The sequence below is a fragment of the Gordonia sp. KTR9 genome (assembly GCF_000143885.2).
In the GTDB taxonomy this organism is placed as follows: domain Bacteria; phylum Actinomycetota; class Actinomycetes; order Mycobacteriales; family Mycobacteriaceae; genus Gordonia.
This window is the reverse complement of sequence record NC_018581.1, coordinates 2,215,880-2,237,895: the sequence shown is the minus strand read 5'-3', so window position 1 is coordinate 2,237,895 and position 22,016 is coordinate 2,215,880. Positions and strand designations below refer to the sequence as shown.

General features: G+C 68.0%; 17 protein-coding genes and 1 pseudogene. 9 read left to right on the top strand and 9 right to left on the bottom strand.

The genetic code is table 11. The features are described 5' to 3' along the window. Positions 1-11 precede the first annotated feature (11 nt). Positions 12-1,448, top strand: coding sequence for a C4-dicarboxylate transporter DctA (locus KTR9_RS10915; protein WP_010841640.1), 1,437 nt, complete (start codon positions 12-14; stop codon positions 1,446-1,448). A gap of 75 nt (positions 1,449-1,523) precedes the next feature. On the opposite strand, the gene KTR9_RS10910 is transcribed toward KTR9_RS10915, so the two are convergent. From KTR9_RS10910 to KTR9_RS10900, 3 genes are all read right to left on the bottom strand, one after another. Further along, on the bottom strand, positions 1,524-2,018 hold the full coding sequence (locus KTR9_RS10910) for a DUF5130 family protein (protein WP_193363240.1): 495 nt from the start codon (positions 2,016-2,018) through the stop codon (positions 1,524-1,526). Beyond that, complete coding sequence (ctaJ, locus tag KTR9_RS10905; protein ID WP_004019594.1) at positions 2,005-2,259, bottom strand: aa3-type cytochrome oxidase subunit CtaJ; 255 nt, start codon at positions 2,257-2,259, stop codon at positions 2,005-2,007. Before ctaJ ends, KTR9_RS10910 begins: the two co-directional genes overlap by 14 nt. A 149-nt stretch (positions 2,260-2,408) precedes the next feature. Next, positions 2,409-2,969, bottom strand: a complete 561-nt coding sequence (locus KTR9_RS10900) for an HNH endonuclease (RefSeq protein WP_044506454.1) — start codon at positions 2,967-2,969, stop codon at positions 2,409-2,411. 215 nt (positions 2,970-3,184) lie between these two features. Between KTR9_RS10900 and KTR9_RS10895 the strand changes: the two genes are divergently transcribed. Beyond that, positions 3,185-3,622, top strand: coding sequence for a globin (locus KTR9_RS10895; RefSeq protein WP_010841643.1), 438 nt, complete (start codon positions 3,185-3,187; stop codon positions 3,620-3,622). A gap of 77 nt (positions 3,623-3,699) precedes the next feature. After that, complete coding sequence (locus tag KTR9_RS10890) at positions 3,700-5,505, top strand: glycoside hydrolase family 13 protein (protein ID WP_014926420.1); 1,806 nt, start codon at positions 3,700-3,702, stop codon at positions 5,503-5,505. 16 nt (positions 5,506-5,521) lie between these two features. On the opposite strand, the gene KTR9_RS10885 is transcribed toward KTR9_RS10890, so the two are convergent. The 5 genes and pseudogenes from KTR9_RS10885 to ettA form a co-directional block, all read right to left on the bottom strand. Then, complete coding sequence (locus KTR9_RS10885; protein ID WP_014926419.1) at positions 5,522-6,211, bottom strand: hypothetical protein; 690 nt, start codon at positions 6,209-6,211, stop codon at positions 5,522-5,524. Continuing rightward, positions 6,211-6,702 carry an acyl-CoA thioesterase gene (locus KTR9_RS10880; RefSeq protein ID WP_010841647.1) on the bottom strand — a complete coding sequence of 164 codons (492 nt, stop codon included), beginning with the start codon at positions 6,700-6,702 and terminating at the stop codon, positions 6,211-6,213. The genes KTR9_RS10885 and KTR9_RS10880 overlap by 1 nt, the downstream gene beginning before the upstream one ends. 74 nt (positions 6,703-6,776) lie before the next feature. Then, positions 6,777-9,035, bottom strand: a pseudogene (locus KTR9_RS10875) (molybdopterin-dependent oxidoreductase). 71 nt (positions 9,036-9,106) lie between these two features. Next, positions 9,107-13,831 carry an NAD-glutamate dehydrogenase gene (locus KTR9_RS10870; RefSeq protein WP_014926418.1) on the bottom strand — a complete coding sequence of 1,575 codons (4,725 nt, stop codon included), beginning with the start codon at positions 13,829-13,831 and terminating at the stop codon, positions 9,107-9,109. A gap of 40 nt (positions 13,832-13,871) precedes the next feature. Beyond that, positions 13,872-15,545 carry an energy-dependent translational throttle protein EttA gene (gene ettA / locus KTR9_RS10865; protein ID WP_010841650.1) on the bottom strand — a complete coding sequence of 558 codons (1,674 nt, stop codon included), beginning with the start codon at positions 15,543-15,545 and terminating at the stop codon, positions 13,872-13,874. Between the two features lie 274 nt (positions 15,546-15,819). On the opposite strand from ettA, the gene KTR9_RS10860 reads away from it, so the two are divergent. From KTR9_RS10860 to KTR9_RS10840, 5 genes are read left to right on the top strand one after another with little or no spacing between them, the layout of a single operon-like run. Beyond that, positions 15,820-16,812, top strand: a complete 993-nt coding sequence (locus KTR9_RS10860; RefSeq protein WP_035717061.1) for a glycoside hydrolase family 26 protein — start codon at positions 15,820-15,822, stop codon at positions 16,810-16,812. Continuing rightward, positions 16,809-18,041: a PP2C family protein-serine/threonine phosphatase gene (locus KTR9_RS10855; RefSeq protein ID WP_014926416.1), complete on the top strand. Its 1,233-nt coding sequence runs from the start codon at positions 16,809-16,811 to the stop codon at positions 18,039-18,041. The genes KTR9_RS10860 and KTR9_RS10855 overlap by 4 nt, the downstream gene beginning before the upstream one ends. Then, a complete protein-coding gene (locus tag KTR9_RS10850) occupies positions 18,038-20,014 on the top strand; it encodes a glycosyltransferase family 2 protein (RefSeq protein ID WP_014926415.1) in 1,977 nt (658 codons plus the stop codon). The genes KTR9_RS10855 and KTR9_RS10850 overlap by 4 nt, the downstream gene beginning before the upstream one ends. Next, the gene (locus KTR9_RS10845) at positions 20,014-20,352 is read left to right on the top strand and encodes an STAS domain-containing protein (RefSeq protein WP_004019580.1); all 339 of its coding nucleotides are present in this window, start codon (positions 20,014-20,016) and stop codon (positions 20,350-20,352) included. Before KTR9_RS10850 ends, KTR9_RS10845 begins: the two co-directional genes overlap by 1 nt. Before the next feature lie 40 nt (positions 20,353-20,392). Then, positions 20,393-20,806 carry an ATP-binding protein gene (locus KTR9_RS10840; protein ID WP_014926414.1) on the top strand — a complete coding sequence of 138 codons (414 nt, stop codon included), beginning with the start codon at positions 20,393-20,395 and terminating at the stop codon, positions 20,804-20,806. Positions 20,807-20,840: 34 nt separating this feature from the next. Here KTR9_RS10840 and KTR9_RS10835 read toward each other — a convergent pair whose 3' ends face one another. After that, positions 20,841-21,269, bottom strand: coding sequence for a single-stranded DNA-binding protein (locus tag KTR9_RS10835; protein ID WP_010841655.1), 429 nt, complete (start codon positions 21,267-21,269; stop codon positions 20,841-20,843). A 158-nt stretch (positions 21,270-21,427) separates the two neighbouring features. On the opposite strand from KTR9_RS10835, the gene KTR9_RS10830 reads away from it, so the two are divergent. Beyond that, the gene (locus tag KTR9_RS10830) at positions 21,428-22,012 is read left to right on the top strand and encodes a chorismate mutase (RefSeq protein ID WP_044506448.1); all 585 of its coding nucleotides are present in this window, start codon (positions 21,428-21,430) and stop codon (positions 22,010-22,012) included. Positions 22,013-22,016 lie beyond the last annotated feature (4 nt).

The following is a 22,016-nucleotide window of genomic DNA, read 5'->3' as shown; positions in this document are numbered from 1 at the left end:
GAGAATCACCGATGAACATTCGAGGCAGGTCCGGCGGCTCACCGGCCGGAGAAGGTTCCGATCCGATCGCGACCACGCCTGACGATACGGCCGGCGCGCCCCCGCGCGGTAAACGGGACCGTACCCACTGGCTCTACATCGGCGTCATCATCGCGGTGGTCGCGGGTGTGGTGGTCGGTCTCGTCGCGCCCGGCGTCGGCAAGGACCTCGGCGTGCTCGGCACCATGTTCGTCAGCCTCATCAAGATGATGATCGCGCCGGTCATCTTCTGCACGATCGTCCTGGGCATCGGATCGGTCCGCAAGGCGGCGACGGTCGGCAAGGTCGGCGGCCTCGCCTTCGTCTACTTCCTGGCGATGTCGACAGTCGCACTGGCCATCGGCCTGGTCGTCGGCAACATCATCCAGCCGGGCGACGGCCTGAACATCGATTCGGTGTCGGGCAAGGGGCAGGAGCTGGCCGACGAGTCACACGAGTCCGGCGGAACGCTCGACTTCATCCAGGGCATCATCCCGGACTCGATGCTGTCCGCGCTGACCGAGGGCAGCGTGCTGCAGGCCCTCTTCGTCGCACTGCTCGTCGGGTTCGCCATCCAGAGCATGGGCCGGACCGGCGAACCGATCCTGACCGCGGTCTCCTACTTCCAGAAGCTCGTCTTCAAGGTGCTGACGATGGTGCTCTGGGTGGCCCCGATCGGTGCGTTCGGCGCCATCGCCAGCGTCGTGGGCCAGACCGGCTGGGCGGCAGTCCAGCAGCTGCTGACGTTGATGCTCGCCTTCTACCTCACCTGCCTGGTGTTCGTGTTCGGCGTGCTCGGCGTGCTGCTGCGGACGGTGTCGGGTGTCTCGATCTTCAAGCTCGTCCGGTACCTCGCCCGCGAGTACCTGCTCATCTTCGCGACCTCGTCGTCGGAGTCCGCGCTGCCCCGCCTGATCGCGAAGATGGAACACCTCGGCGTGGAGAAGACCACGGTCGGCGTCGTGGTGCCGACCGGGTACTCGTTCAACCTCGACGGCACCGCCATCTACCTCACCATGGCGTCGATCTTCATCGCCGATGCGATGGGCGACCCGCTGTCGATCGGTGAGCAGATCGGCCTGCTCGTCTTCATGATCATCGCGTCCAAGGGTGCCGCCGGCGTCAGCGGTGCGGGACTGGCCACCCTCGCCGGTGGACTGCAGGCCCACCGCCCCGAGATGCTCGACGGCGTCGGCCTCATCGTCGGTATCGACCGGTTCATGTCGGAGGCCCGCGCGGTCACCAACTTCTCCGGAAACGCGGTCGCGACCCTGCTCGTCGGTTCGTGGACCAGCACCGTCGACAAGGAGCGCGTCGACGATGTGCTGTCGGGCCGGGACCCGTTCGACGAGACCAACATGGTCGACGACGAACTCGAGTCGGACGCCACCACCGCGCGCGGTGCACACGAGAAGGTCCTCACCCACTGACGCGGACACCACGGCAACGACGAGGCCGCCCCACCGGAAGGTGGGGCGGCCTCGTGGTCTGTGCAGAAGGGCGGGTCAGCCGGCGGCGGCCGCGGTGGCCATCACCCGCAGCGAGGCGATCAGCCCGTCGATCAGGTTGCCCTGACGAAAACCGGTGACCGCGGCGGTGACGCCGAGCGCCGCCACACGATCGTTCACGCGGGTGGAGACCGAACTGCCGGAGACGATGACCACGTCGCGCGAGTTCGGCGACACGGCGATCAGCGTGCCGTACGCGGGCTCGGGCGACTTCGCGAGGATCTCGCGGGCACTGGCCTCCACGTCGCCGTCGAGGTCACCGATGTACACCGAGAAACGGACGAGGGCCTTCTCGCTGGCGGCCTTGAGCGTGTCGTCGAGCGCGATCAGGTCCCGCTTGCTGAAGGGCGGCGTCGTCGGCGAGTCACCGGGGTAGCGAGCCGCGGAGATGCGGCCGCTGTTGGTGAACACCGCGCCCACCGGCAGCTCGGCGGCCGAACGGGCCGCGACCTCGGCGCTCACATTCGCGTGCGTAACCTCACCACTTGCCACTGGCCGAACTCCCGTCAACGTCGCTTGGTTCCGCGTGCCGCGGAAGTGCCATCGGTTCGATGTCGGTGGCACTGAAGAGAAGCGGTGCATGCTCCCACTGCTGGTCGAGGGTGTACTCCTTGACCTTCGGGTACTTGACCCCGGAGGAGAACACCATCGCGACAACACAGAGCAGCACGAAGAGCACCGTCACGATCGTGACTGGCACTCCGATGGGGACGATCAGGCTGTCGACGTCCATGTCACCCTTTCGATGGTCGCGCCGGACCCGCCCGGTTGTCGGCGCAGGTCATCGTTGATCAATCTAACCCACCGAACACCGCCCGGCGCACCGGGGCCTACAGCGCGTCGTAGACGCCCGGGGCGCCCCTGCAAGGCCTCCACGACGCCTCACGCAGCGCCGGAGTCGATGTACTGGAGCCAGGCCGGATCGATGTCCTTGATCGTCGCGAGCAACCGCCAGTGCCTGCCCTTCGGCGCGACCGGAACCGTACGCAGCGCCCACCCGAGCTCCCCGAGGAGTCGGTCCGCCTTGCGGTGATTGCACGACGCACAGCACGCGACGCAGTTCTCCCATGTATGCGTTCCGCCCCGGCTCCGCGGGACCACGTGGTCGATCGTCGTCGCCCGTGCACCGCAGTAGCCGCACCGCGCCCGGTCCCGACGCATCAGTGCGTCCCGGGTCATCGGGACCGTCGCCCGGTAGGGCACGTGGACGTATTTCCGGAGCCGGACCACGGTCGGGATCGGGACCGCGGTACCCACCGAGTGCATCGCACCGCCGTGTTCGTCGGCGTGCACGAGGTCCGCGCGACCGCGCAGCACGAGAACGACGGCACGCCGGACCGTGACGGCCGTCAGCGGTTCGTAGGTGGCATTGAGGAGCAGCACCCGACGACGTGTCCAGGTGCGGGTGCCGGTCGCGTTCTCCTCGGCGTCGACGTCCCGCATCGGTGTCGCACCGCCCGTTGCCCGCGACCTCGCCCTGCCGTGTGTCGCCCTCGCGTGTGATCTGTGCGTCATTTTCGCCTCCCACCACTCCGACGAGCACAAGTCCATCACGGCGGCGGTCTCCGTGGGAACCGTTTCGCGGTGTCGGGCCAGCTCAGAGCCCTGGAACCGGCGCGACGTTGAGAGGTGCGGCCGGGGTGAGGACAATGGCGTAGGTGACTGGCGAACCCAACACATCCCCTCCGACCCCACCGGCGCCGGAAACCCCCGCGCGGACCTTCTACGACGAGGTCGGCGGCGCCGAGACGTTCCGGCGCCTCACCGCTGTGTTCTACACCGAGGTGGCGCGCGACGAGGTGTTGCGCCCGCTGTATCCCGAGGAAGACCTCGCCCCCGCCGAACGCCGGATGCGGATGTTCCTCGAGCAGTACTGGGGCGGTCCGCGGACCTACTCCGACGAGCGGGGCCACCCCCGGCTCCGCATGCGCCACAATCCGTTCCGCGTCGGGCCGATCGAACGGGACGCGTGGCTGCGCTGCATGCACACCGCGATCGCCTCCATCGACGAGGAGACCCTCGACGCCCCGCACCGCCGAGCGTTGATCGACTACATGGAGATGGCGGCGCAATCGATGATGAATTCGCCCATCTGAGAGCGGTTTCCCTCCCGACACGCCGCCCGACTCGCCGACTGACCTGGATTTCTCCGAGAAAACTCAGGTAGGGCACAATGACCACGGTGAGCGACGAGACACCAGATGTTGTCCCCGCCGAGTCATCTGACGTGGGCCAGCCCGAGGACGCGCCGTACGACGACGGCGCGATCGAGTCCGATGTCGATGCGCTCGACGAGCCGACCCCCGATGAGTCGGTCACCGACGCGGCCGTCGTGGCCGCTGACGCACCGGTCACAACGCCCGTTGTCCCGCAGCTGGATCCGTCTGACACCTCGTGGTGGAAGTCCGCGGTGTTCTACCAGATCTACCCGCGCTCCTTCTCCGATCTCGACGGCGACGGGATCGGCGACCTCGCCGGGGTCATCGACAAACTCGGTTACCTCGAACTCCTCGGAATCGATGCCATCTGGCTGAGTCCGATCATGGCCTCCCCCATGGCCGATCACGGTTACGACGTCGCCGACCCCCGCGACATCGATCCCCTCTTCGGCGATCTCGATGTGTTCGACGACCTCATCGCCGAGGCCCACGAGCGCGACATCCGCGTGACGATGGACCTCGTCCCCAACCACACGAGCGACCAGCACGAGTGGTTCCGAGCCGCACTCGAGGCGGCCCCGGGCAGTCCCGAACGGGAGCGGTACATCTTCCGGGACGGCCGCGGCGACAACGGCGACGAGCCGCCGAACAACTGGCACAGCATCTTCGGCGGACCCGCCTGGACACGTGTGACCGAGGCCGACGGCTCGTCCGGCCAGTGGTACCTCCACATCTTCGCGAAGGAACAGCCGGATCTGAACTGGGAGAACCCCGACGTCTTCGCCGATCTGGAGAAGACACTGCGCTTCTGGCTCGATCGGGGTGTCGACGGTTTCCGCATCGACGTCGCGCACGGGATGGCCAAACCCGCCGACCTGCCCGACATGGACCTGTCGGCGACCAAACTCCTGCAGAACTCCGACGACGATCCGCGTTTCAACAACTATGCGGTGCACGAGATCCACCGCAAGATCCGCAAGGTCCTCGACGAGTACCCCGGTGCGGCCAACGTCGGGGAGATCTGGGTCAGCGACAACGAGCGTTTCGCCGAGTACCTGCGGCCCGACGAACTGCACCTCGGTTTCAACTTCCGGCTCGCCAAGGCGCCGTTCGAATCCGGCGCGATCCGCGAGGCGATCGAGAACTCGATCGACGCGGTGCTGTCGGTGTCGGGCACACCCACGTGGACGCTCTCCAACCACGACGTCGCCCGCGAGGTCACCCGCTACGCGGTGGTCGATCCGGATACCGGCGCACTCGACCTCGAACGCGGAACACGGCGCGCACGCGCGATGCTCGTCGTCGAAATGGCTTTGCCTGGAACCATATTCCTCTACAACGGGTCCGAACTGGGACTGCCCAACGTCGACGACCTGCCGGACGACGCGCTGCAGGACCCGGTGTGGGAGCGTTCCGGGCACACCGAACGCGGCCGGGACGGGTGCCGCGTGCCGATCCCCTGGGAGGGAACCGAGCCACCGTTCGGATTCAGCGCGTCGAACGAGACCTGGTTGCCGATCCCGACCTCCTGGCAGGCGCTCACCGTCGAAGCCCAGCTCGAGGACGTGGGATCGATGCTGTCGCTCTACCGCGCCGCCATCGACCTGCGAGTGTCCCGTCCGGAGTTCGCCGGCGAGCACATCGAGTGGTACGGCGCTCCCGAAGGATGCCTGGCGTTCCGTCGTTCCGAGGGGCAGCTGATCTGCGCCCTGAACGCCGGCGAGGTACCGGTACCCCTCCCGCCCGGCGAATTATTGCTCGTCAGTTCGCCTCTCGTCGACGGCCTGCTCGCGCCGGACGCGGCGGCCTGGCTGGTGTGACCGCCCACCTGCCGGGCTAGTTCAGGACCGTCACCGCGAGATCGCGGTGGCGACGTTGGTACACCGACCCGAAGCGGGCGTCGATCCGAATCCACGCCGCGGACATCCGGATTCGAACCGGCTCGTCGGCGGCGATCGCTCCCGTGTCGGAGGTCTCGGTGACCGCCCGTCCGGCCGCGTCGCGGATGAACCCCATACCGGTGAGGGCGAAGACCGACCTCATGCTCACCGCCGCCCGCAGGGCACCTTCCTCGGACGTCACCTCCAGGACGTCCTGATCGAGCAGACCCGTTGCGGGACCGTGCCCACTGCCCTCTTCACGGGCGACCCGTGCGCCCTCGCGGGACAGTTCGACGACGCTGCGCGCGGGGACGTCGTCGATGTGCCGGAAACCGACGGCGGCGGGAAGCGCACCGCGCCAGGCACTGTCGAGCGAGAACCCGGGATCGGCGGCGCCCCCGGGGACGGCGGCCTCGACGGCCGATCGCAACGTCGAGGCGTCACACACGATGTCGGCCGGCGCGACCCGGCCGGTCACCGAACGCGTGGCCAGCACGTCGAATCCGGTGTGCGCCCACAATGCGACCAGACCATCCGAACGCGCGACCACCCGCACGACCGCGGTCTCGTCGAGTCGCACCGCATGCGCGAGAAACGCGAGAGCGTTGGATCGGTCGGACGAGGCGATCTCGATGAACCGCTCCATCAGCTGGGTCCGTCGGCTCGCGTGGCGGGTTCCCCTGTCACACGGCGGAATCCGGCGAGGTACTCCTTCTGTTCCGGCGTGAGCCTGGCGATACGCTGCGCGGCGACGTCGAACGCGACGAGCTGGGTGCTGGCGACGACGGCCGGCTTCGACGCCGGGTCGGCGCCCGCGGCCCGGACCTCGTAGCCGACGGTGAAATCGACGGCACGCAACCGCTCCACGTACATGGTGACCTCGATCGGCCCCTCGGAATGACGCAGTTGCGCTTGATATCTCACATGCAGGTCGGCGACGAGACAGCCGTCGCGCAGGGGTGCGGTGGGCCGGCCGTCGTAGAACAGCCATGGGATGCGCGCCTCTTCGAGCAGCGTCACCATCCGGGCATGGTTGATGTGCGCATAGACATCCATGTCCGACCACCGCACCGGCACCCGGACCAGGTATCCATCGGCGGTCGTGGTCCCGGCGTCCTCGTTGAGCACGTGCGTCATCCCCTGTCAGGTCGGTGTCGTCGAAGCCGGCCCTCGCGGCGGCCTCGGTCCACCCTACGCACCCCTCGACCAGGTCAGGCAGGCGCGATCTCCACCGGAAGACCGTTGAGGACGACGGTTCCCGACAGCGGATCCAGCAACGCGCCGTCGTTCAGCTCGTTCACGTTCACCCCCGGCTCGGTGGCGGCGACGCCCAGCCGGGTGCCCTCGACATCGTGGCCCCAGCCGTGCGGCAGGGAGGCGACGCCCGGCCGGATGTCGGTGGTGATCTCGACGGGAACGGTCAGCGACCCGCCTGCGCCACGGATCTTGGCGGTGTCGGAGATCCCGAGCCGGTCGGCGTCGTCGGGGTGCATCAGGAGTGTGCAGCGATTGGTGCCGCCGGTGAGCGCCGGCAGATTGTGCATCCAGCTGTTGTTGGACCGCAGATGACGGCGGCCGACCAGCAGCAGGTTGCCGTCACCGACGGGAGTCGGGTCGTCGGCGACCACGGCGGCCCACAGGCGCGCGAGGTCGCCGATGAGCGGATCGGGAACGAGTTCGACCTTGCCCGACGCCGTGCGGAGCACCCCGGGCAGCCGCGGTCGCATCGGCCCCAGGTCGATGCCGTGAGGCGCGGCGAGCACATCCGCGAACGTCAGTCCGTCCCGCTCGCCGAAGGCGTCGCCGTACGCGCCGACCCGCAGCAGCATGTCCAGACGGCGCTGGTGTCCCGGTGCGTCGGGCAGCATCGCGACGAGTGAGTCGACCTCGCGACCTGCGACCGGCGAGTGCGGGTCGGTGACCTCCTTGGCCAGAGTCGCCGCGATGACCTGTTCGTCGACGAGCCCGGGGTCGGCGTCGACCCCGGCGCCGGACAGTCCCAGGATCAGCCGGGAGACGATCTCGATCTCGTCGGGACGGCCCGGTGGTAGCGGCAGTACCGGCGGTGAATAGCGAGCGGTGGCCCGGACCGCCAGGTTGTTCAGGATGGCGTCGAAGTGCGGACTCTGCGACGGACGCGGGGGCGGCAGCAGCACGTGCGCGTGCCGTGTCGTCTCGTTCAGGTACGGGTCGACGCAGACCACGAACTGCGCGTCGTCGAGTGCGCGCCCCAGTCGTCCGCCGTTGGGTGCCGACAGCACCGGGTTCCCCGACACCGTCACCAGGGCGCGCAGCTGTCCGTCGCCGGGTGTCTCGAATTCCTCGGCCATCGCGACGGCCGGCAACTCGCCGCCGACCTCGGCGTGGCCGGACACCCGGCTGCGCCAGCGCCCGGTGCGGAATCCGCGTCCGGCGCGGGCCGGACGCGGCGACGGCGCCGTCGGAGCGAGCGGGAACATCACTCCCCCGGGCCGGTCGAAGTTGCCGGTGAGGATGTTGACCACATCGATCAACCAGCTGCCCAGTGTGCCGAATTGTACTGTCGTGGTACCCATTCGGCCGTAGACGGCAGCCGAGGGGGATGCGGCGATCGATCGCGCGAGCGCCCGGATGTCGGCTGCCGCGACACCACAGAACGGCGCGACGCGTTCGGGTGTGAACGGGTCCAGCTCTCGACGCAGCGCGTCGACCCCGGTGACATGTGCGGCTATCCCACCGAGATCGTCGGCGACGAGTTCCTCGTCGAACAGGCACTGCACGACCGCGGCCAGCAGGGCCGCGTCGGTACCGGGCCGCGGCGCGAGGTGGGTGTCGGCGAGCTTGGCCGTCCGGGTGCGTGCCGGGTCGATGACGGTGAGGCGCCCGCCTCGCCGACGCAGTGCGGTGAGTTTTCCGGGGAAGTCCGCGGCCGTGGTGACGCTGCCGTTGGAGACCACCGGATTGGCTCCGATGATCACGAGGTGGTCCGTGCGATCGAGATCCGGGACGGCGAAGGTCCCCGCATGTCCGACCAGATAACCGGTGGCCGCCTACTTCGGCATCTGGTCGAGGGTGCTGGCGCTGAACACGTTGCGGGTGCCGAGGGCCCGGATGAGCAACGGCGCGTACATCGTGCCGGCGACGGTGTGCGCCGACGGATTGCCCAGGTAGAAGCCGATGGACTCGCCGCCGGAGGTCGAGATCACCTCGGCGAGCCCCTCGACGGCGGCCGCGAGCGCTGTGTCCCAATCGGTTTCGACGAACCGGCCGTCACGCCGGACGAGCGGCCGGTCGAGGCGATCGGGATCGTTGTCGAGCTGCGCGAAACTCGCGCCCTTCGGACAGAGGTAGCCGGCGCTGAACACGTCCTCGGCGTCACCGCGTGCCGCGACGACGATCTCGCGGCCGGTCGTGCGGTCCCGGTCGATGCTGAGTGTCAACCCGCAGGTGGCCTCGCAGAGCGGGCAGATGCGCGGTGCGGTTCGGGTCATGGGCCCAGGCTATGCCGACACGACACCCGACGACCGGAAAACGGGCAGGGGCGGATCGGCGGGTGCAGCCGTCAGCGGATCACGCTGCGCAGCTGCCTCGCCGCCACCGACAGGGTGGCCAGGCTCGTCGTCCCGGTCTCCTCGATCTCACGGAGCACGCTGCGCACCCGGCTCAGCCGGTTGGAGTGCGAGGACTCCCACTCGGCGATCTTTTCGGACGGGCTCTCCTCGGGTTCGCTGACCTCGAGGATCTTCAGGGTCAGCGCGCGCAGCGCACCGTGCATGTCGTCGCGCACGGCCAGCCGTGCCAGCGCGTGCCACCGGTCGCCGTAGTCGAGTCCCGACACCGCCGTCAGCAGCTGTTCGAGCCCGAAGTGTTCCATCACCGCGAAGTACAGCTCGCCGACCTCGTTGTCGTCGCGGTCGGCGATCTCGGCGGCGTCGATGATGTCGAGCAGGCAGAACCGGTGCAGGCTCGCCGCGACGGTGTGGGCGAGATCTTCGGGCACACCGTGATCGACGTAGGTCTGGGCGCGCTCGGCGACGTCGCGTCGCGAACTCGGTCCGTACCAGTCGCCGGCGACCGCCGACAACGCCGCCACCCGTTCGCCGTACCGGGTGATCTCGGCGGCCATCGCCAGGGGCTGCGGCCGGAAGGCGAGCAACCACCGCGAGGCCCGGAACAGCAGCCGGCGCGCATAGAGCATCATCTCGTCGACGGCCTCGACCGGCGCGGGCGCGTGCCGGATGCCCTCGAAGACCTCGTTCATGCCGAAGACCTTGTTGGACACCACGTATGCGCGCACCCCCTCTTCGGTGGTGCAGCTGCTCCCCTCGCTCAACCGGAACAGATGGGTCATGCCCGCGTGGTCGATCACGTCGTTGACCAGCGTCGTCGCCACGATCTGGCGGCGGAGCCGATGCCCGCTGATCGCGTCGGGGTATCTCGCACGCACCGCGTCCGGGAAGTAGCGCGCGATGCGGGGCGCGAACACGTCGTTGTCGGGAAGGTCGGTGGCCAGCAGGTCGGATTTGGACTCGAGCTTGACGTGCGCCATCAACGTGGCGAACTCGGGCGAGGTGAGACCACGGTGCAGCTCGCCGTCGACTCGCCTGCGCAGCTCGCGCGGTTCGGGCAGTGCTTCCAGCCGGAGGTCGACGCCCCGCTTGGCCGCGAGGTGTTCGAGCATCCGGGCGTGGACCTCCACGCGTGTCAGCTCGAAGGACCGGCAGAACCCGAGTTCGGAGTTCTGCGAGATGTTGTCGGCGAGAACGAGTTCGGCGACCTCGTCGGTCATCGACTCCAGCAGCGGATCCCGATCGTCGGGGTCGAGCTCGCCCGCGGAGACCGCCGAGTCGAGCAGGATCTTGATGTTGACCTCGTGGTCGGAACAGTCGACACCGGCCGAGTTGTCCAGGGCGTCGGTGTTGATCCGACCTCCGGCGAGGTCGAACTCGATACGTCCCCGCTCGGTGACCCCGAGATTGCCGCCTTCGCCGATCACCTTGGCCCGCACCTCGTTTCCGTCGACGCGGATCGGGTCGTTGGACTTGTCGCCGACGCTCCCGTGCGACTCGGTCGAGGCCTTGACATAGGTGCCGATCCCGCCGTTCCACAACAGGTCCACCGGGGCGAGAAGGATCGCGCGGATCAACTCGGGAGGCGAGAGTTCGTCGACGCCGTCGTCGATGTCCAGCGTCTCGGCCATCTGCGCGCTGATCGGGATCGACTTCCGGTCACGCTCCCACACCCCGCCTCCGTCGCTGATCAGCTCCGGGTCGTAGTCGGCCCACGAGGAGCGCGCCAGTCCGAACAGTCGCGTGCGTTCCGCGAACGACGCCGCCGCCTGCGGAACGGGGTCGACGAAGATGTGCCGGTGGTCGAAGGCGGCGACGAGCCGGATGTGCTCGCTCAGCAACATGCCGTTCCCGAACACGTCGCCGCTCATGTCGCCGATCCCGACGACGGTGAAGTCCTCCGATTGGGTGTCGGTGCCCATTTCGCGGAAGTGACGCTTGACCGACTCCCAGGCCCCGCGGGCGGTGATGCCCATGGCCTTGTGGTCGTAGCCGGCCGACCCACCGGAGGCGAAGGCGTCGCCGAGCCAGAACCCGTACGACTTCGACACCTCGTTGGCGATGTCGGAGAACGAGGCGGTCCCCTTGTCGGCCGCGACCACGAGGTAGGTGTCGTCGGAATCGAGGCGGACGACGCCGCGGGCGGGGATCACCTCTCCGGTCGTGAGGTCGATGTTGTCGGTGACGTCGAGCAGGCCGGCGATGAACTGCCGGTAGCACGCGATCCCCTCGTCCCGCTGCGCCTCCCGGTCCTTCGCGGCGTCACCGGAGGGCGGCGGCGGTCGCTTGACGACGAAACCGCCCTTGGCGCCCAGCGGCACGATCACCGCGTTCTTCACCGCCTGCGCCTTCGCCAGTCCGAGGATCTCGGTTCGGAAGTCCTCCCGCCGGTCGGACCAGCGCAGACCACCACGAGCGACCGAGCCGAATCGGAGGTGCACCCCCTCCACACAAGGTGAGTACACGAAGATCTCATGCAGCGGACGGGGTTTCGGGGTCTGCGGGATGTCGCGCGGGCGGAGCTTGAACGAGATGACCGGACTGTGGTCGGTGCCCGCGGACCGGCCGCCGACGAAGTAGTTCGTGCGGTCGGTCGCGGTGAGGACTGCGGCGAACGCGGAGACGATGCGGTCGGCGTCGAGATTCAGCACGAGTCCGATCTCCTCGTCGAGCTTGTCTCGCACCTGCTCCCGACGTTCCTCGTCGGCGGTGTCGGGGTCGAATGACGCCACGAACAGGTCGACGAGTCCGCGGGTGATGGCGAGATGCCGGCCGAGGACACTGGCGACGTGAGCCGGGCTGTAGGAGAACCCGCACTGGCGCAGGTACTGCCCGTAGGCCCGCAGCATCGCCGCCGACCGCCAGTCCAGGCCTGCCCGGATGACGAGTTCGTTGTAGGCGTCGACGTCCGCGCCGGCGAGCCAGATGCGCCGGAACGCCTCGGTGAACCGTTGCGCGAGATCGTCCGAATGGTCGAGGTCCACGGTCATCCCGGCGGCGAGTTGCACGCTGAATTCGTATGCCCAGCACACAGTTTCATCGAGACGGTGAATCTCGTAGGGATGCTCCTCCAGTACGTCGAGCCCGAGGCTGTGCAGCACCGGGAGGACGTCGGTGAGTGTTGCCGACGCTCCGCAGAGGTAGAGCGTGAAGGTCCACCGGTCCTGCTGTCCGTCACCCTCGGCCGCGTCGAGGGTGACGTCGATCTCGCCCGGTTGCAGGCCCACGACGCGGATGAGGTCGGCGAGCGCGGCGCGCGGTTCGCGGAGTTCCTTGTAGTCCTCCGACAACGAGGACAGGTGGCGCAGCAGCACATCCGGGCCGCCGTCGAGTCCCGGGATCTCGTCGGCGACGGCCAGTTCACGGACCCGTTCGTCCCAGCCGCGGATCGCGGCGACCAGCGCGGCCTGCATCCGTGCGTGCGTCGGCGATCCGGTGTCCAGGGAACCGAGTTCGGCCGCGGTCGCCGGGTCGATGCAGACCAGCACCTGCAGCAACGCCAACGGCATCTCGCTGACCCGCGCCGTGTATTCCAGTGCGGTCCCGCCCACTTCGGCGACCAGCGCGCGTTCGAGGGCAAGCCGGCTGTGGGTGTTGTAGCGGTCACGGGGCAGATAGATGAGCGCGACCGCGGTGCGTCCGTCGAAGTTGGTGCGCACGAACAGCCGCAGGGACCGGGTCGCCACCGCGTCGAGCATCTCGGTGACGCGGCGCTCGAGTTCGTCCTCGGTGGACGAGAACATCTCCACCAGCGGATAGTTCTGCAACAGCTCGATCATCGACTGCCCGGCATAGGAGTCCTCCTCGACGCCCGCCTGCGCGAGGACGGCGTGCACCTTGCCCCGCAGCACCGGGACGTCGAGGACAGCCTGATGGTTGCCCGCCGAGGTGAGCGTGCCCAGGAACCGCTGCTCACCGATGTGTTCGCCGCTCGCGTCGAACGTCGGAACCTGGAGGAGCACAGGGAAATTCGTACGCTGGATGCCGGTCGCAACGAACACCCGGCTGACCCTGGGTACCAGCGGCTGGTCGGTCACCGACGGGAAGTCACGGTCGATGGAGTCGGTTCGCCACACGCCGAGACGTTGGGTGTCGTCGGCGGACCCGTCCACCCCCACCCGCGAATAGCCCAGCGGATGGAAGTGGTTGCCCGCGAACCATTCGAGAAGCGCGGCGTACTCACCGCGATCCGCGTCGGCGGCCCCGGTCCGGCGCAGCGGCGCATCGGCCAACCCGGCGGCACACTCGGTCATGCGGGAGCGCATCTCCGACGCATCGGCATCGACGTCGATGACCCGCGAGACGACCTCTCGCAGGTCGTCGCGCAGCGGTTCCGGATCGATTCCGGGGTGTCGTGCGAGACCGTTGACGACGATCCACGACTCGAAGGTCGTCTCGCCGGTGTCCACAGCGACGAGCGTGCCGTCGGGATCGCGTCGTACCGGCATCACGGGATGATCCATGTGGTCGACGGTGAGATCGTGCGCCTCGACGGTGGCGAGAACGGCTTCGACGAGCATCGGCATGTCGTCGTTGACGACGAGGATCTCGACCGTCCCGCCCTCACCCGCGGTCACCTCGACGAGCGCCTGCCCCCGGCGACGGACCCGCGCGGCGTCGAGGTGTCTGACCACCTGGTCCGCAGCCGCCGCGCCGACCGACCCGTCGGTCCGCGACCTGAAGTAGTGGTTCACCGCGTCCGGCACGAGTGAGGTCACATCTGCCGATGCTAGTCACCCGTGCCGGACGGGGCCGGGATTAATCGCGAGTCAGTTTGCGGTGGGTGACCCGATGGGGGCGGGCGGCATCGGCGCCGAGACGATCGACCTTGTTCGCTTCATAGGCCTCGAAGTTGCCCTCGAACCAGAACCACTTGCCTTCTTCGACGTTGCCCTCCCACGCCAGGATGTGGGTACAGGTCCGGTCGAGGAACCAGCGGTCGTGGCTGATGACCACGGCGCAGCCGGGGAAGTTCTCGAGCGCGTTCTCCAGGGAACCGAGGGTCTCGACGTCCAGGTCGTTGGTCGGCTCGTCGAGCAGGATCAGGTTGCCGCCCTCTTTCAGGGTGAGCGCGAGATTCAGGCGGTTGCGCTCACCGCCGGAGAGGACCTCGGCCTTCTTCTGCTGGTCCGGCCCCTTGAAACCGAAGGCACTGACGTAGGCCCGCGAGGGCATCTCGTTCTGGCCGACCTCGATGTAGTCGAGTCCGTCCGAGACGACCTCCCAGACGTTCTTCTTCGGGTCGATGTTGGCGCGACTCTGGTCGACGTAACTCAGCTTGACCGTCTCGCCGACCTTCACGGTGCCCGAATCGGGCTGCTCGAGCCCGACGATGGTCTTGAACAGCGTCGTCTTGCCGACGCCGTTGGGTCCGATCACACCGACGATGCCATTGCGCGGCAGGGTGAAGGACAGATCCTTGATGAGAACCCGGCCTTCGAAGCCCTTGTCCAGGTGGGAGACCTCGACGACGACGTCGCCCAGACGCGGCGGCGTCGGGATCTGGATCTCCTCGAAGTCGAGCTTGCGCGTCTTCTCGGCCTCGGCGGCCATCTCCTCGTAGCGGGAGAGTCGCGCCTTGTTCTTGGTCTGTCGGGCCTTGGAGCCCGAACGAACCCACGCGAGCTCCTCCTTCAGGCGCCGCTGCAGCTTCTGGTCCTTCTTGCCCTGGACCTCGAGACGCTCGGCCTTCTTCTCCAGGTAGGTCGAGTAGTTGCCCTCGTACGGGTGCAGCTTGCCGCGGTCGACCTCACAGATCCACTGAGCGACGTGGTCGAGGAAGTACCGGTCGTGGGTCACGGCCAGCACGGCGCCCGGGTAGCTCGCGAGGAACTGCTCCAGCCACAGCACCGACTCGGCGTCGAGGTGGTTGGTCGGTTCGTCGAGCAGCAGGAGGTCGGGCTTCTGCAGCAGCAGCTTGCACAGCGCGACGCGGCGCCGCTCACCACCGGAGAGGTGGGTGACCGGGGAGTCGGCCGGCGGGCAGCGCAGGGCATCCATGGCCTGCTCGAGCTGCGAGTCGAGGTCCCAGGCGTCGTTGTTGTCCAGGTCTTCCTGGAGTTTGCCCATCTCCTCCATCAGCTCGTCGGAGTAGTCGGTGGCGAGCAGCTCGGCGATCTCGTTGAAGCGGTCGAGCTTGACCTTGATCTCGCCCATCCCCTCTTCGACGTTCTCCTTGACCGTCTTCTCCTCGTTGAGGGGCGGCTCCTGGAGCAGGATGCCGACGGTGGCGTCGGGGTCGAGGAAGGCCTCACCGTTCGACGGCTGGTCGAGACCCGCCATGATCTTCAGGATCGACGACTTTCCGGCGCCGTTGGGTCCCACGACGCCGATCTTGGCGCCCGGGTAGAAGGACATGGTGACGTCGTCGAGGATGACCTTGTCGCCGTGTGCCTTGCGAACCTTCTTCATCGTGTAGATGAACTCAGCCACGTGAAAACTCCTTAGGACCTGTTCGATGCCGTGTGATTGTCAGCCGCGGAGGCGGGGGGTGGGCGCTGAGAGCGCACACACAATGAATCCAGCCTAGTCGCCGCCGGTTGCCGGGCGGCGGCCCGGTGGGCTGCGACCGGTTCGCTGTGCGCCGACTTTCGCGGGTCGGCGCGCAAGTGAGACGGTTTGCCGGGACAATGTCGTGGGGAAAGAGGGAGGGGCTGGGGTGAGGACGCCGTGCCGGTGCACGGCGTCGAGGAGATGGGAGCGGTCGATGGGTGGGGTACCCAGGTGGACGATCGTGTCCGTGGTTGTGGGCGTGATGGTCGGCTCCATGGGTGTCATCGCCTGCGGCCCGCCGCCACGAGAGTGTCCGACGACGATCTCACCCCTGTCCGGCCCGGCCGGGGACTGCCTGAGGTTCGGAGTCAGCACCCCGAGCGGCCCGCTCCGGCCGGCCGAGGTCGCCGCGGTCACGGAGCTGGTCGGGGTACGGCCGACCGTCAATCTCTTCTTCGAGGACTTCACCGCCATCCCCCCGATCGCCGCCCTCGATGCGGTGGTCGCGGCGGGCGCCGAGCCGGTGGTCACCTGGGAGCCGTGGCGCCATCTCGGCGGCGACGACTACGACCGGGGCGCGTTCTCGATGTCCTCCATCGTCGCCGGGACCCACGACGACTACCTGTACCGCTGGGCCGATGAACTCCGCGCCTGGGGCCAGGTCGTCTACCTGCGGTTCGCGCATGAACCGAACGGCGACTGGTACCCGTGGAGTCCCGCGGGCGGGACGCCCCCCGAGCTCTACATCGCCGCGTGGCGGCATGTGCACGACCTCTTCGCCTCCAAGAACGCGAGCAATGTGAAGTGGGTATGGGCTCCGAACGTCCCCCTCGCCGACGACGCTCCCCTGTCCCGCTGGTATCCGGGAGACGGGTACGTCGACGTCCTGGGGATAGACGGTTACAACTGGGGAGCGGTGCCCGGCCATCGATGGACTCCGCCGGAGGAGCTGTTCTCCGGTTCGCTGGACCAGCTTCGTAACTTGTCGCCGGAGAAACCGATACTCGTCACAGAGGTCGGATCGGCGGAAGCCGGTGGTTCCAAGGCCGAATGGATCGCGGACCTGGTGACCTACCTCGACAAGGCCGACGACGTCACCGGCTTCGTCTGGTTCGACCACGACAAGGAAGCGGACTGGAACTTGGGCAGCACGGCAGCAGCGGGCGCGGCGATGGCGCGCGCACTCGAGGAAGCAGGACTCAGGTGACCGTGATGGACGCACACATCGACGCCGACCTCGAAGAGGCACGCCTGCACTCGATGCAGCAGCTGAACGTTCTCGACTCGCCGCCGGAGGACCGGTTCGCGCAGATCACTCGCATGGCGAAAGCCGTGTTCGGCGTACCGATGTCGACGGTGTCACTGCTCGACCGCGATCGACAGTGGTTCAAGGCGTCCGACGGCATCGACCTGCAAGACCTGCCGCGCGAGCAGACGGTCTGCCAGGTGACCGTGGCCCGCGCCTACGAGCACCCCGAGGACCCGGCCCTCATCATCCCCGACCTCTCGAAGGTCCCGACTTTCGCCGCAATCCCCCAGATCGCCGCCGAGGACGGCATCCGCTTCTACGCGGGGTATCCGCTGTACGGCCCCGGCGGGCACCCCGTCGGGACGTTCTGCCTCTACGACACCCGACCGCGCGAGCTGACCGCCGACCAGCACGCGGCCTTCCGCGAGATGGCCGCGTGGGCACAACGGGAGATCACCAACACCGACGACCTGGAACGCGCCGCGCTCGTGCAGCGCCAGTTGTTGCCGCCGCCCCTCGACGTCGTCCCGGGCTGGTCGATCGCGGCGATGTGCCTGCCCGCCTTCGCCGTCGGCGGAGACTTCTACGACCACTACCCGTGGAGCGGCGGCCTGGTGTTCACCGTCGCCGACGTGATGGGCAAGGGCCTCGGCGCGGCGATTCTCACGGCGACGGTCCGGTCGGCGATCCGCGCGGCATCCCGTGCCCTCGACGCCGCCGCGCGGGACGCGACCGACACCGACCTCGCACAGGTGGTGGGCACGGTCGCCGACCAGCTCGCCGACGACTTCGCCGGCACCGAGACCTTCGCGACCGCGTTCCACGCGCGGCTGAGCACCGACGACGGCCGGCTCGAATACGTGGACGCCGGACACGGCCTGTCGGTCGTCCGCCGGGTCGGCGGCCAGGTGGAGTCACTGAACGGCGGCGGATTGCCGATCGGCATCCTGCGCGACGAGACCTGGGACACTGAGCAGGTCGACCTGGGCCCGGGCGACATGCTGATCATCACCTCCGACGGTCTGCTGGACCTGCTGCCGTCCGGCGACGAGGCGGCGCTGCGCGCGCTCTTCGACGACACCGCCACACCCTCGGAGGTGTGCGCGATGGTGAGCGAGCTCGTGGCCTCGCGACCGACGATCGACGACGTGACCGTCGTGGCCATCCGGCGTGACGAGACCGGATGAGCGAGAGCGTGGAGGAGGCCACCCTCGCACGGACGGCGCCGTCGCCGTGGTTGCGCCTGCTGATCGTCGCCGCCGCGATCCTCGGACTCAACTACATCGTGTGGCGCTGGCTGGCCTCGGTGAACTGGGACGCGTGGTGGATCGCGGTGCCGCTCGTCGTCGCCGAGACGTACAGCCTGATCGACTCGTTGCTGTTCGGTCTGACGATGTGGCGGCTGCAGCACCGCCCCGAACCACCTCCCCCACCCGAGGGCGCCACGGTGGACGTCTTCATCACCACCTACAACGAGCCGCTGGATCTCGTGATGAAGACCGCTGTCGCGGCGAAGGCGATCACGTATCCGCACACGACATGGATCCTCGACGACGGTGACCGGGCCGAGATCGCCGACGCGGCGGAGCGGGCGGGCATCGGGTACATCACCCGGTCGTCGAACTGGTTGGACAAGCCGCGCCATGCCAAGGCCGGCAACCTCAACAACGCGCTGATGCAGACCGACGGTGAGTTCCTGCTCATCCTCGATGCCGACCAGATCCCCGAACCCCAGATCCTGGACCGGACGCTCGGTTACTTCCACGACGAGAAGATGGCCCTCGTCCAGACGCCGCAGTACTTCGTCAACGTCCCGCCCTCGGACCCGCTCGGCAGTCAGGCGCCGCTGTTCTACGGGCCGATCCAGCAGGGCAAGGACGGTTGGAACGCCGCGTTCTTCTGCGGGTCCAACGCGGTGCTGCGCCGGGAGGCGTTGATGCAGCTGGGCATCACCCAGTACGTCTCCGCCGTCGCCGACGGCATCGATCGAGCCCTGCGCACCGCGCGGTCGGTGCTCAAGTCGACGCGCAAACAGGTGGGGCGCGACAACCCCACCGTCACGGCCGCCCTCGATGTCGTCGACGCGGCGGTCAAAGACGCACGCGCACAGCTGAAGAAGAAGGAACCGCTGGCCGACATCACCTACCGGTTCCAGGCCCGCGTCGACGAGGCGGCGCGCGGCCTCGCCGACGCCGATGTCGAGGCGATGCGTGCCGATCTGGAGGCGATCGAGGCGCTCACCGAGCTGAGCGAACAGGAACCGGGCGCCGGCGCGGTCGACTACGACGCGCTCGCGGTCCTCGCCGAGCGCGAGTGGTCTCCGCTGGGTGCCATCGAATCGATCCGCGCCATGGTCGAGGCCGTCGACGTCGGGAGATCCGACGAGGCCCAGCCCATGCTGCCCCTCGCCACCATCTCGGTGACCGAGGACATGGCGACCTGCATGCGTCTGCACGCCCTCGGCTGGAACTCCGCCTACCATCACGAGAACCTCGCCTTCGGCCTGGCGCCCGAGGACCTGAAAACGATGGTGACACAGCGGCTCCGGTGGGCACAGGGCACGATCCAGGTGATGTTGCGGGAGAACCCGCTGGTCCAGAAAGGCCTCACCATCACCCAGCGGCTCATGTACTGGGCGACCATGTGGAGTTATCTCGCCGGGTTCGCGGCCATCGCCTACATCGCGGCACCGGTGGTCTACCTGGTGCTGGGCATCCTGCCCGTGCAGGCCTACAGCTGGGACTTCTTCCTGCGGCTCATCCCGTTCCTGTTGGTCAATCAACTGCTGTTCCTGGTGGTCGCCCGGGGTACGCCGACGTGGCGCGGTCAGCAGTACAGCCTCGCGCTGTTCCCGGTGTGGATCAAGGCCTGTACCACGGCATTCCGCAACGTCTACATGAACCGTCCACTCGGTTTCGCGGTGACCCCGAAGACCAAACAGTCGCAGGATGCGCTCCCGTGGCACATCGTTCGGCCACAGCTGATCGCGATGGCGGTACTCGTGGTGGCGTCGGTGATCGGCATCGTGCAGCTGTACCGGGGCGCCATCTCCGTTCTCGGTGTGGGTGTGAACCTGTTCTGGGTACTGTTCGACCTGGTGATCCTGAGCGTTGTCATCATCGCGGTGCGTTACCGCGGTCCCGATGAGGAAAGGCAGTGATGGCGAATTTCGCAACCCGCAGCGTCGACGGCGGTGCCGTGGTGATCCGACCCGAGGGCCGGCTCAACATGGTTGCCGCCCCACGACTGCGAGACCAGTTGCACGAGTTGGTCGGGTCGGGATCGTCGAGGATCGTCGTCGACCTGTCCGGCACCGACTTCATCGATTCGTCGGGACTGGGCGCGCTCGTCTCCGGTCTCAAGGTGGCGCGTCAGGCCGGCGGCGACCTGCGGATCGCCGCCCCCACACCGCAGGTGGTCACGGTGCTCGAGTTGACCAATCTCAATCGCGTTCTCCGCGTGCACCCGTCCGCCGATTCCGCATTCGACGGGGCCTGACGGGTATCGACCCGCTCACCCAGAGATCGAGGACCCCGCGATGACCGAGAACACCGCGACCCGCACCCTCGAGGAGATCACCTCCCTCGAGACGATGGACCACATCCACGCACTGCTCGCCGACCTCCTCGCCGAGTGCCCCATCGACGACATGGACGCCATGCAGTTCGAACTCGCGGTCGCCGAGATCGGCGCGAACATCGTCGAACACGCCCGTGAGGGCTCCACCGTCACGTTGCGTCTCGAACTCGAGGTCACAGCTGATCGGATCGAGGCCCGCTACTCCGACGACGGGAATCCTGCTCGCGTCGATCTCGACGCGGTCAGCCTGCCCGACGATTTCGCCGAACGCGGTCGAGGACTGGCCATCGCGATCAACGTCCTCGACGAACTCGCCTACCGCCGCGCCGACGGCAAGAATCACTGGCGACTGGTCCGGAACCGTTCGGCCTGAACCGTTTCCGCGTCACCAACCCCGGGCCCAGAGGTCACGCTGCCGACTCCTGGGTTGCTTGGGCGGTCGCCGGGACCGGTGCATCGGCTCCGCGCCCTTGGGCGGGTGTGCCCCGATAGGTGACGACACAGCGACTCAGGTCGAGTCCGACGGCCACCGCGGTCATCTCGAGGTCGGAGCGCCGTGACCCGTCCGGTGACGGGTACTCGTTGGTCTTGATCTGACCGTGCGCCATCACCGGCCTCCCCTTGGCGATCGCCAGGCCGACACCGGTGAGCAGGCGTCGCCAGCAGCTGACCGTGAGATACAGCGTCGGCCCGTCGCTCCACTCGCCGGTGCTCTTGTCGATGCGGCGCGAGGTGCACGCCACGCGGAAGGAGATCACGTCCTCGCCGGTGGTCGTCTGCCGCCGGCGGGGATCGGACACTACGGTTCCGATGACGGTCGTGTACGTCTCAAACATGGTCGTCTCCTACGGGTGTCGGCCACGGGAAGGTGTGGCCGCATCAGCATCACCCCCGACGACCCCGTCAGACGCCGAGCTAGCGCGGCTGTGGAGAACTCGGCGGGTTACCCACAGATCTCGGGTGCACCCGGCGCTCGGCGCCCTAGACTCGCGGAATGCGGATGCGAGTGTTCCTGGTCGGTCTGATCGCGGCGACCATCATGCTGGTTGCGCCGCCCCTCTCGGGTGCGGCCCCGAGTACACAGACTGCGTTGACGGGTCTGACCGAGGCGATCGCCGGCCGACTCGCACTCGCCGACACCGTCGCCGCGACGAAGTGGGCATCCGGCGCGGCGATCGACGACCCGGCACGCGAACAGGTGGTCCTCGACACGGTGTCGCAGTTGGCGCTCGATCGCGACCTCGACCCCGCCTACGTCCGCAGCGTGTTCCGCGACCAGATCGAGGCGAGCAAGACCGTACAGCGCGGGCTGTTCGCCCGGTGGCAGCTACCCGGTCAGACGGCGCCGCCCGCGACACCGGATCTCGGTCCGGTTCGGACGGCGATCAACGAGTTCAACGTCGCCATCGTCGACGAACTGGCGGCCGCGGGCGAACTCGTGACGAGTCTTCGGTGCCCACCGGCGCTGATCGCCGCATCCGCTTCGGCCGCAGACGGTTTCGACTTCGATGCGCTGCACATCAGTGCCCTGATCCAAGCCGGATCGTCGGTCTGCGCGGTGCCGACCGGGTCCGGCTGAGCCT

Bases quoted from the DNA above. Each gene is read 5' to 3' on its own strand.
- KTR9_RS10840 (WP_014926414.1), top strand. From the start codon at position 20,393: ATGACCGAGAACACCGCGACCCGCACCCTCGAGGAGATCACCTCCCTC.
- KTR9_RS10845 (WP_004019580.1), top strand. From the start codon at position 20,014: ATGGCGAATTTCGCAACCCGCAGCGTCGACGGCGGTGCCGTGGTGATC.
- KTR9_RS10900 (WP_044506454.1), bottom strand. From the start codon at position 2,969: ATGCGGGACGTCGACGCCGAGGAGAACGCGACCGGCACCCGCACCTGG.
- KTR9_RS10915 (WP_010841640.1), top strand. From the start codon at position 12: ATGAACATTCGAGGCAGGTCCGGCGGCTCACCGGCCGGAGAAGGTTCC.
- KTR9_RS10835 (WP_010841655.1), bottom strand. From the start codon at position 21,269: ATGTTTGAGACGTACACGACCGTCATCGGAACCGTAGTGTCCGATCCC.
- KTR9_RS10890 (WP_014926420.1), top strand. From the start codon at position 3,700: ATGACCACGGTGAGCGACGAGACACCAGATGTTGTCCCCGCCGAGTCA.
- KTR9_RS10885 (WP_014926419.1), bottom strand. From the start codon at position 6,211: ATGGAGCGGTTCATCGAGATCGCCTCGTCCGACCGATCCAACGCTCTC.
- KTR9_RS10860 (WP_035717061.1), top strand. From the start codon at position 15,820: ATGGGTGGGGTACCCAGGTGGACGATCGTGTCCGTGGTTGTGGGCGTG.
- KTR9_RS10880 (WP_010841647.1), bottom strand. From the start codon at position 6,702: ATGACGCACGTGCTCAACGAGGACGCCGGGACCACGACCGCCGATGGA.
- KTR9_RS10850 (WP_014926415.1), top strand. From the start codon at position 18,038: ATGAGCGAGAGCGTGGAGGAGGCCACCCTCGCACGGACGGCGCCGTCG.
- KTR9_RS10830 (WP_044506448.1), top strand. From the start codon at position 21,428: ATGCGGATGCGAGTGTTCCTGGTCGGTCTGATCGCGGCGACCATCATG.
- ctaJ (WP_004019594.1), bottom strand. From the start codon at position 2,259: ATGGACGTCGACAGCCTGATCGTCCCCATCGGAGTGCCAGTCACGATC.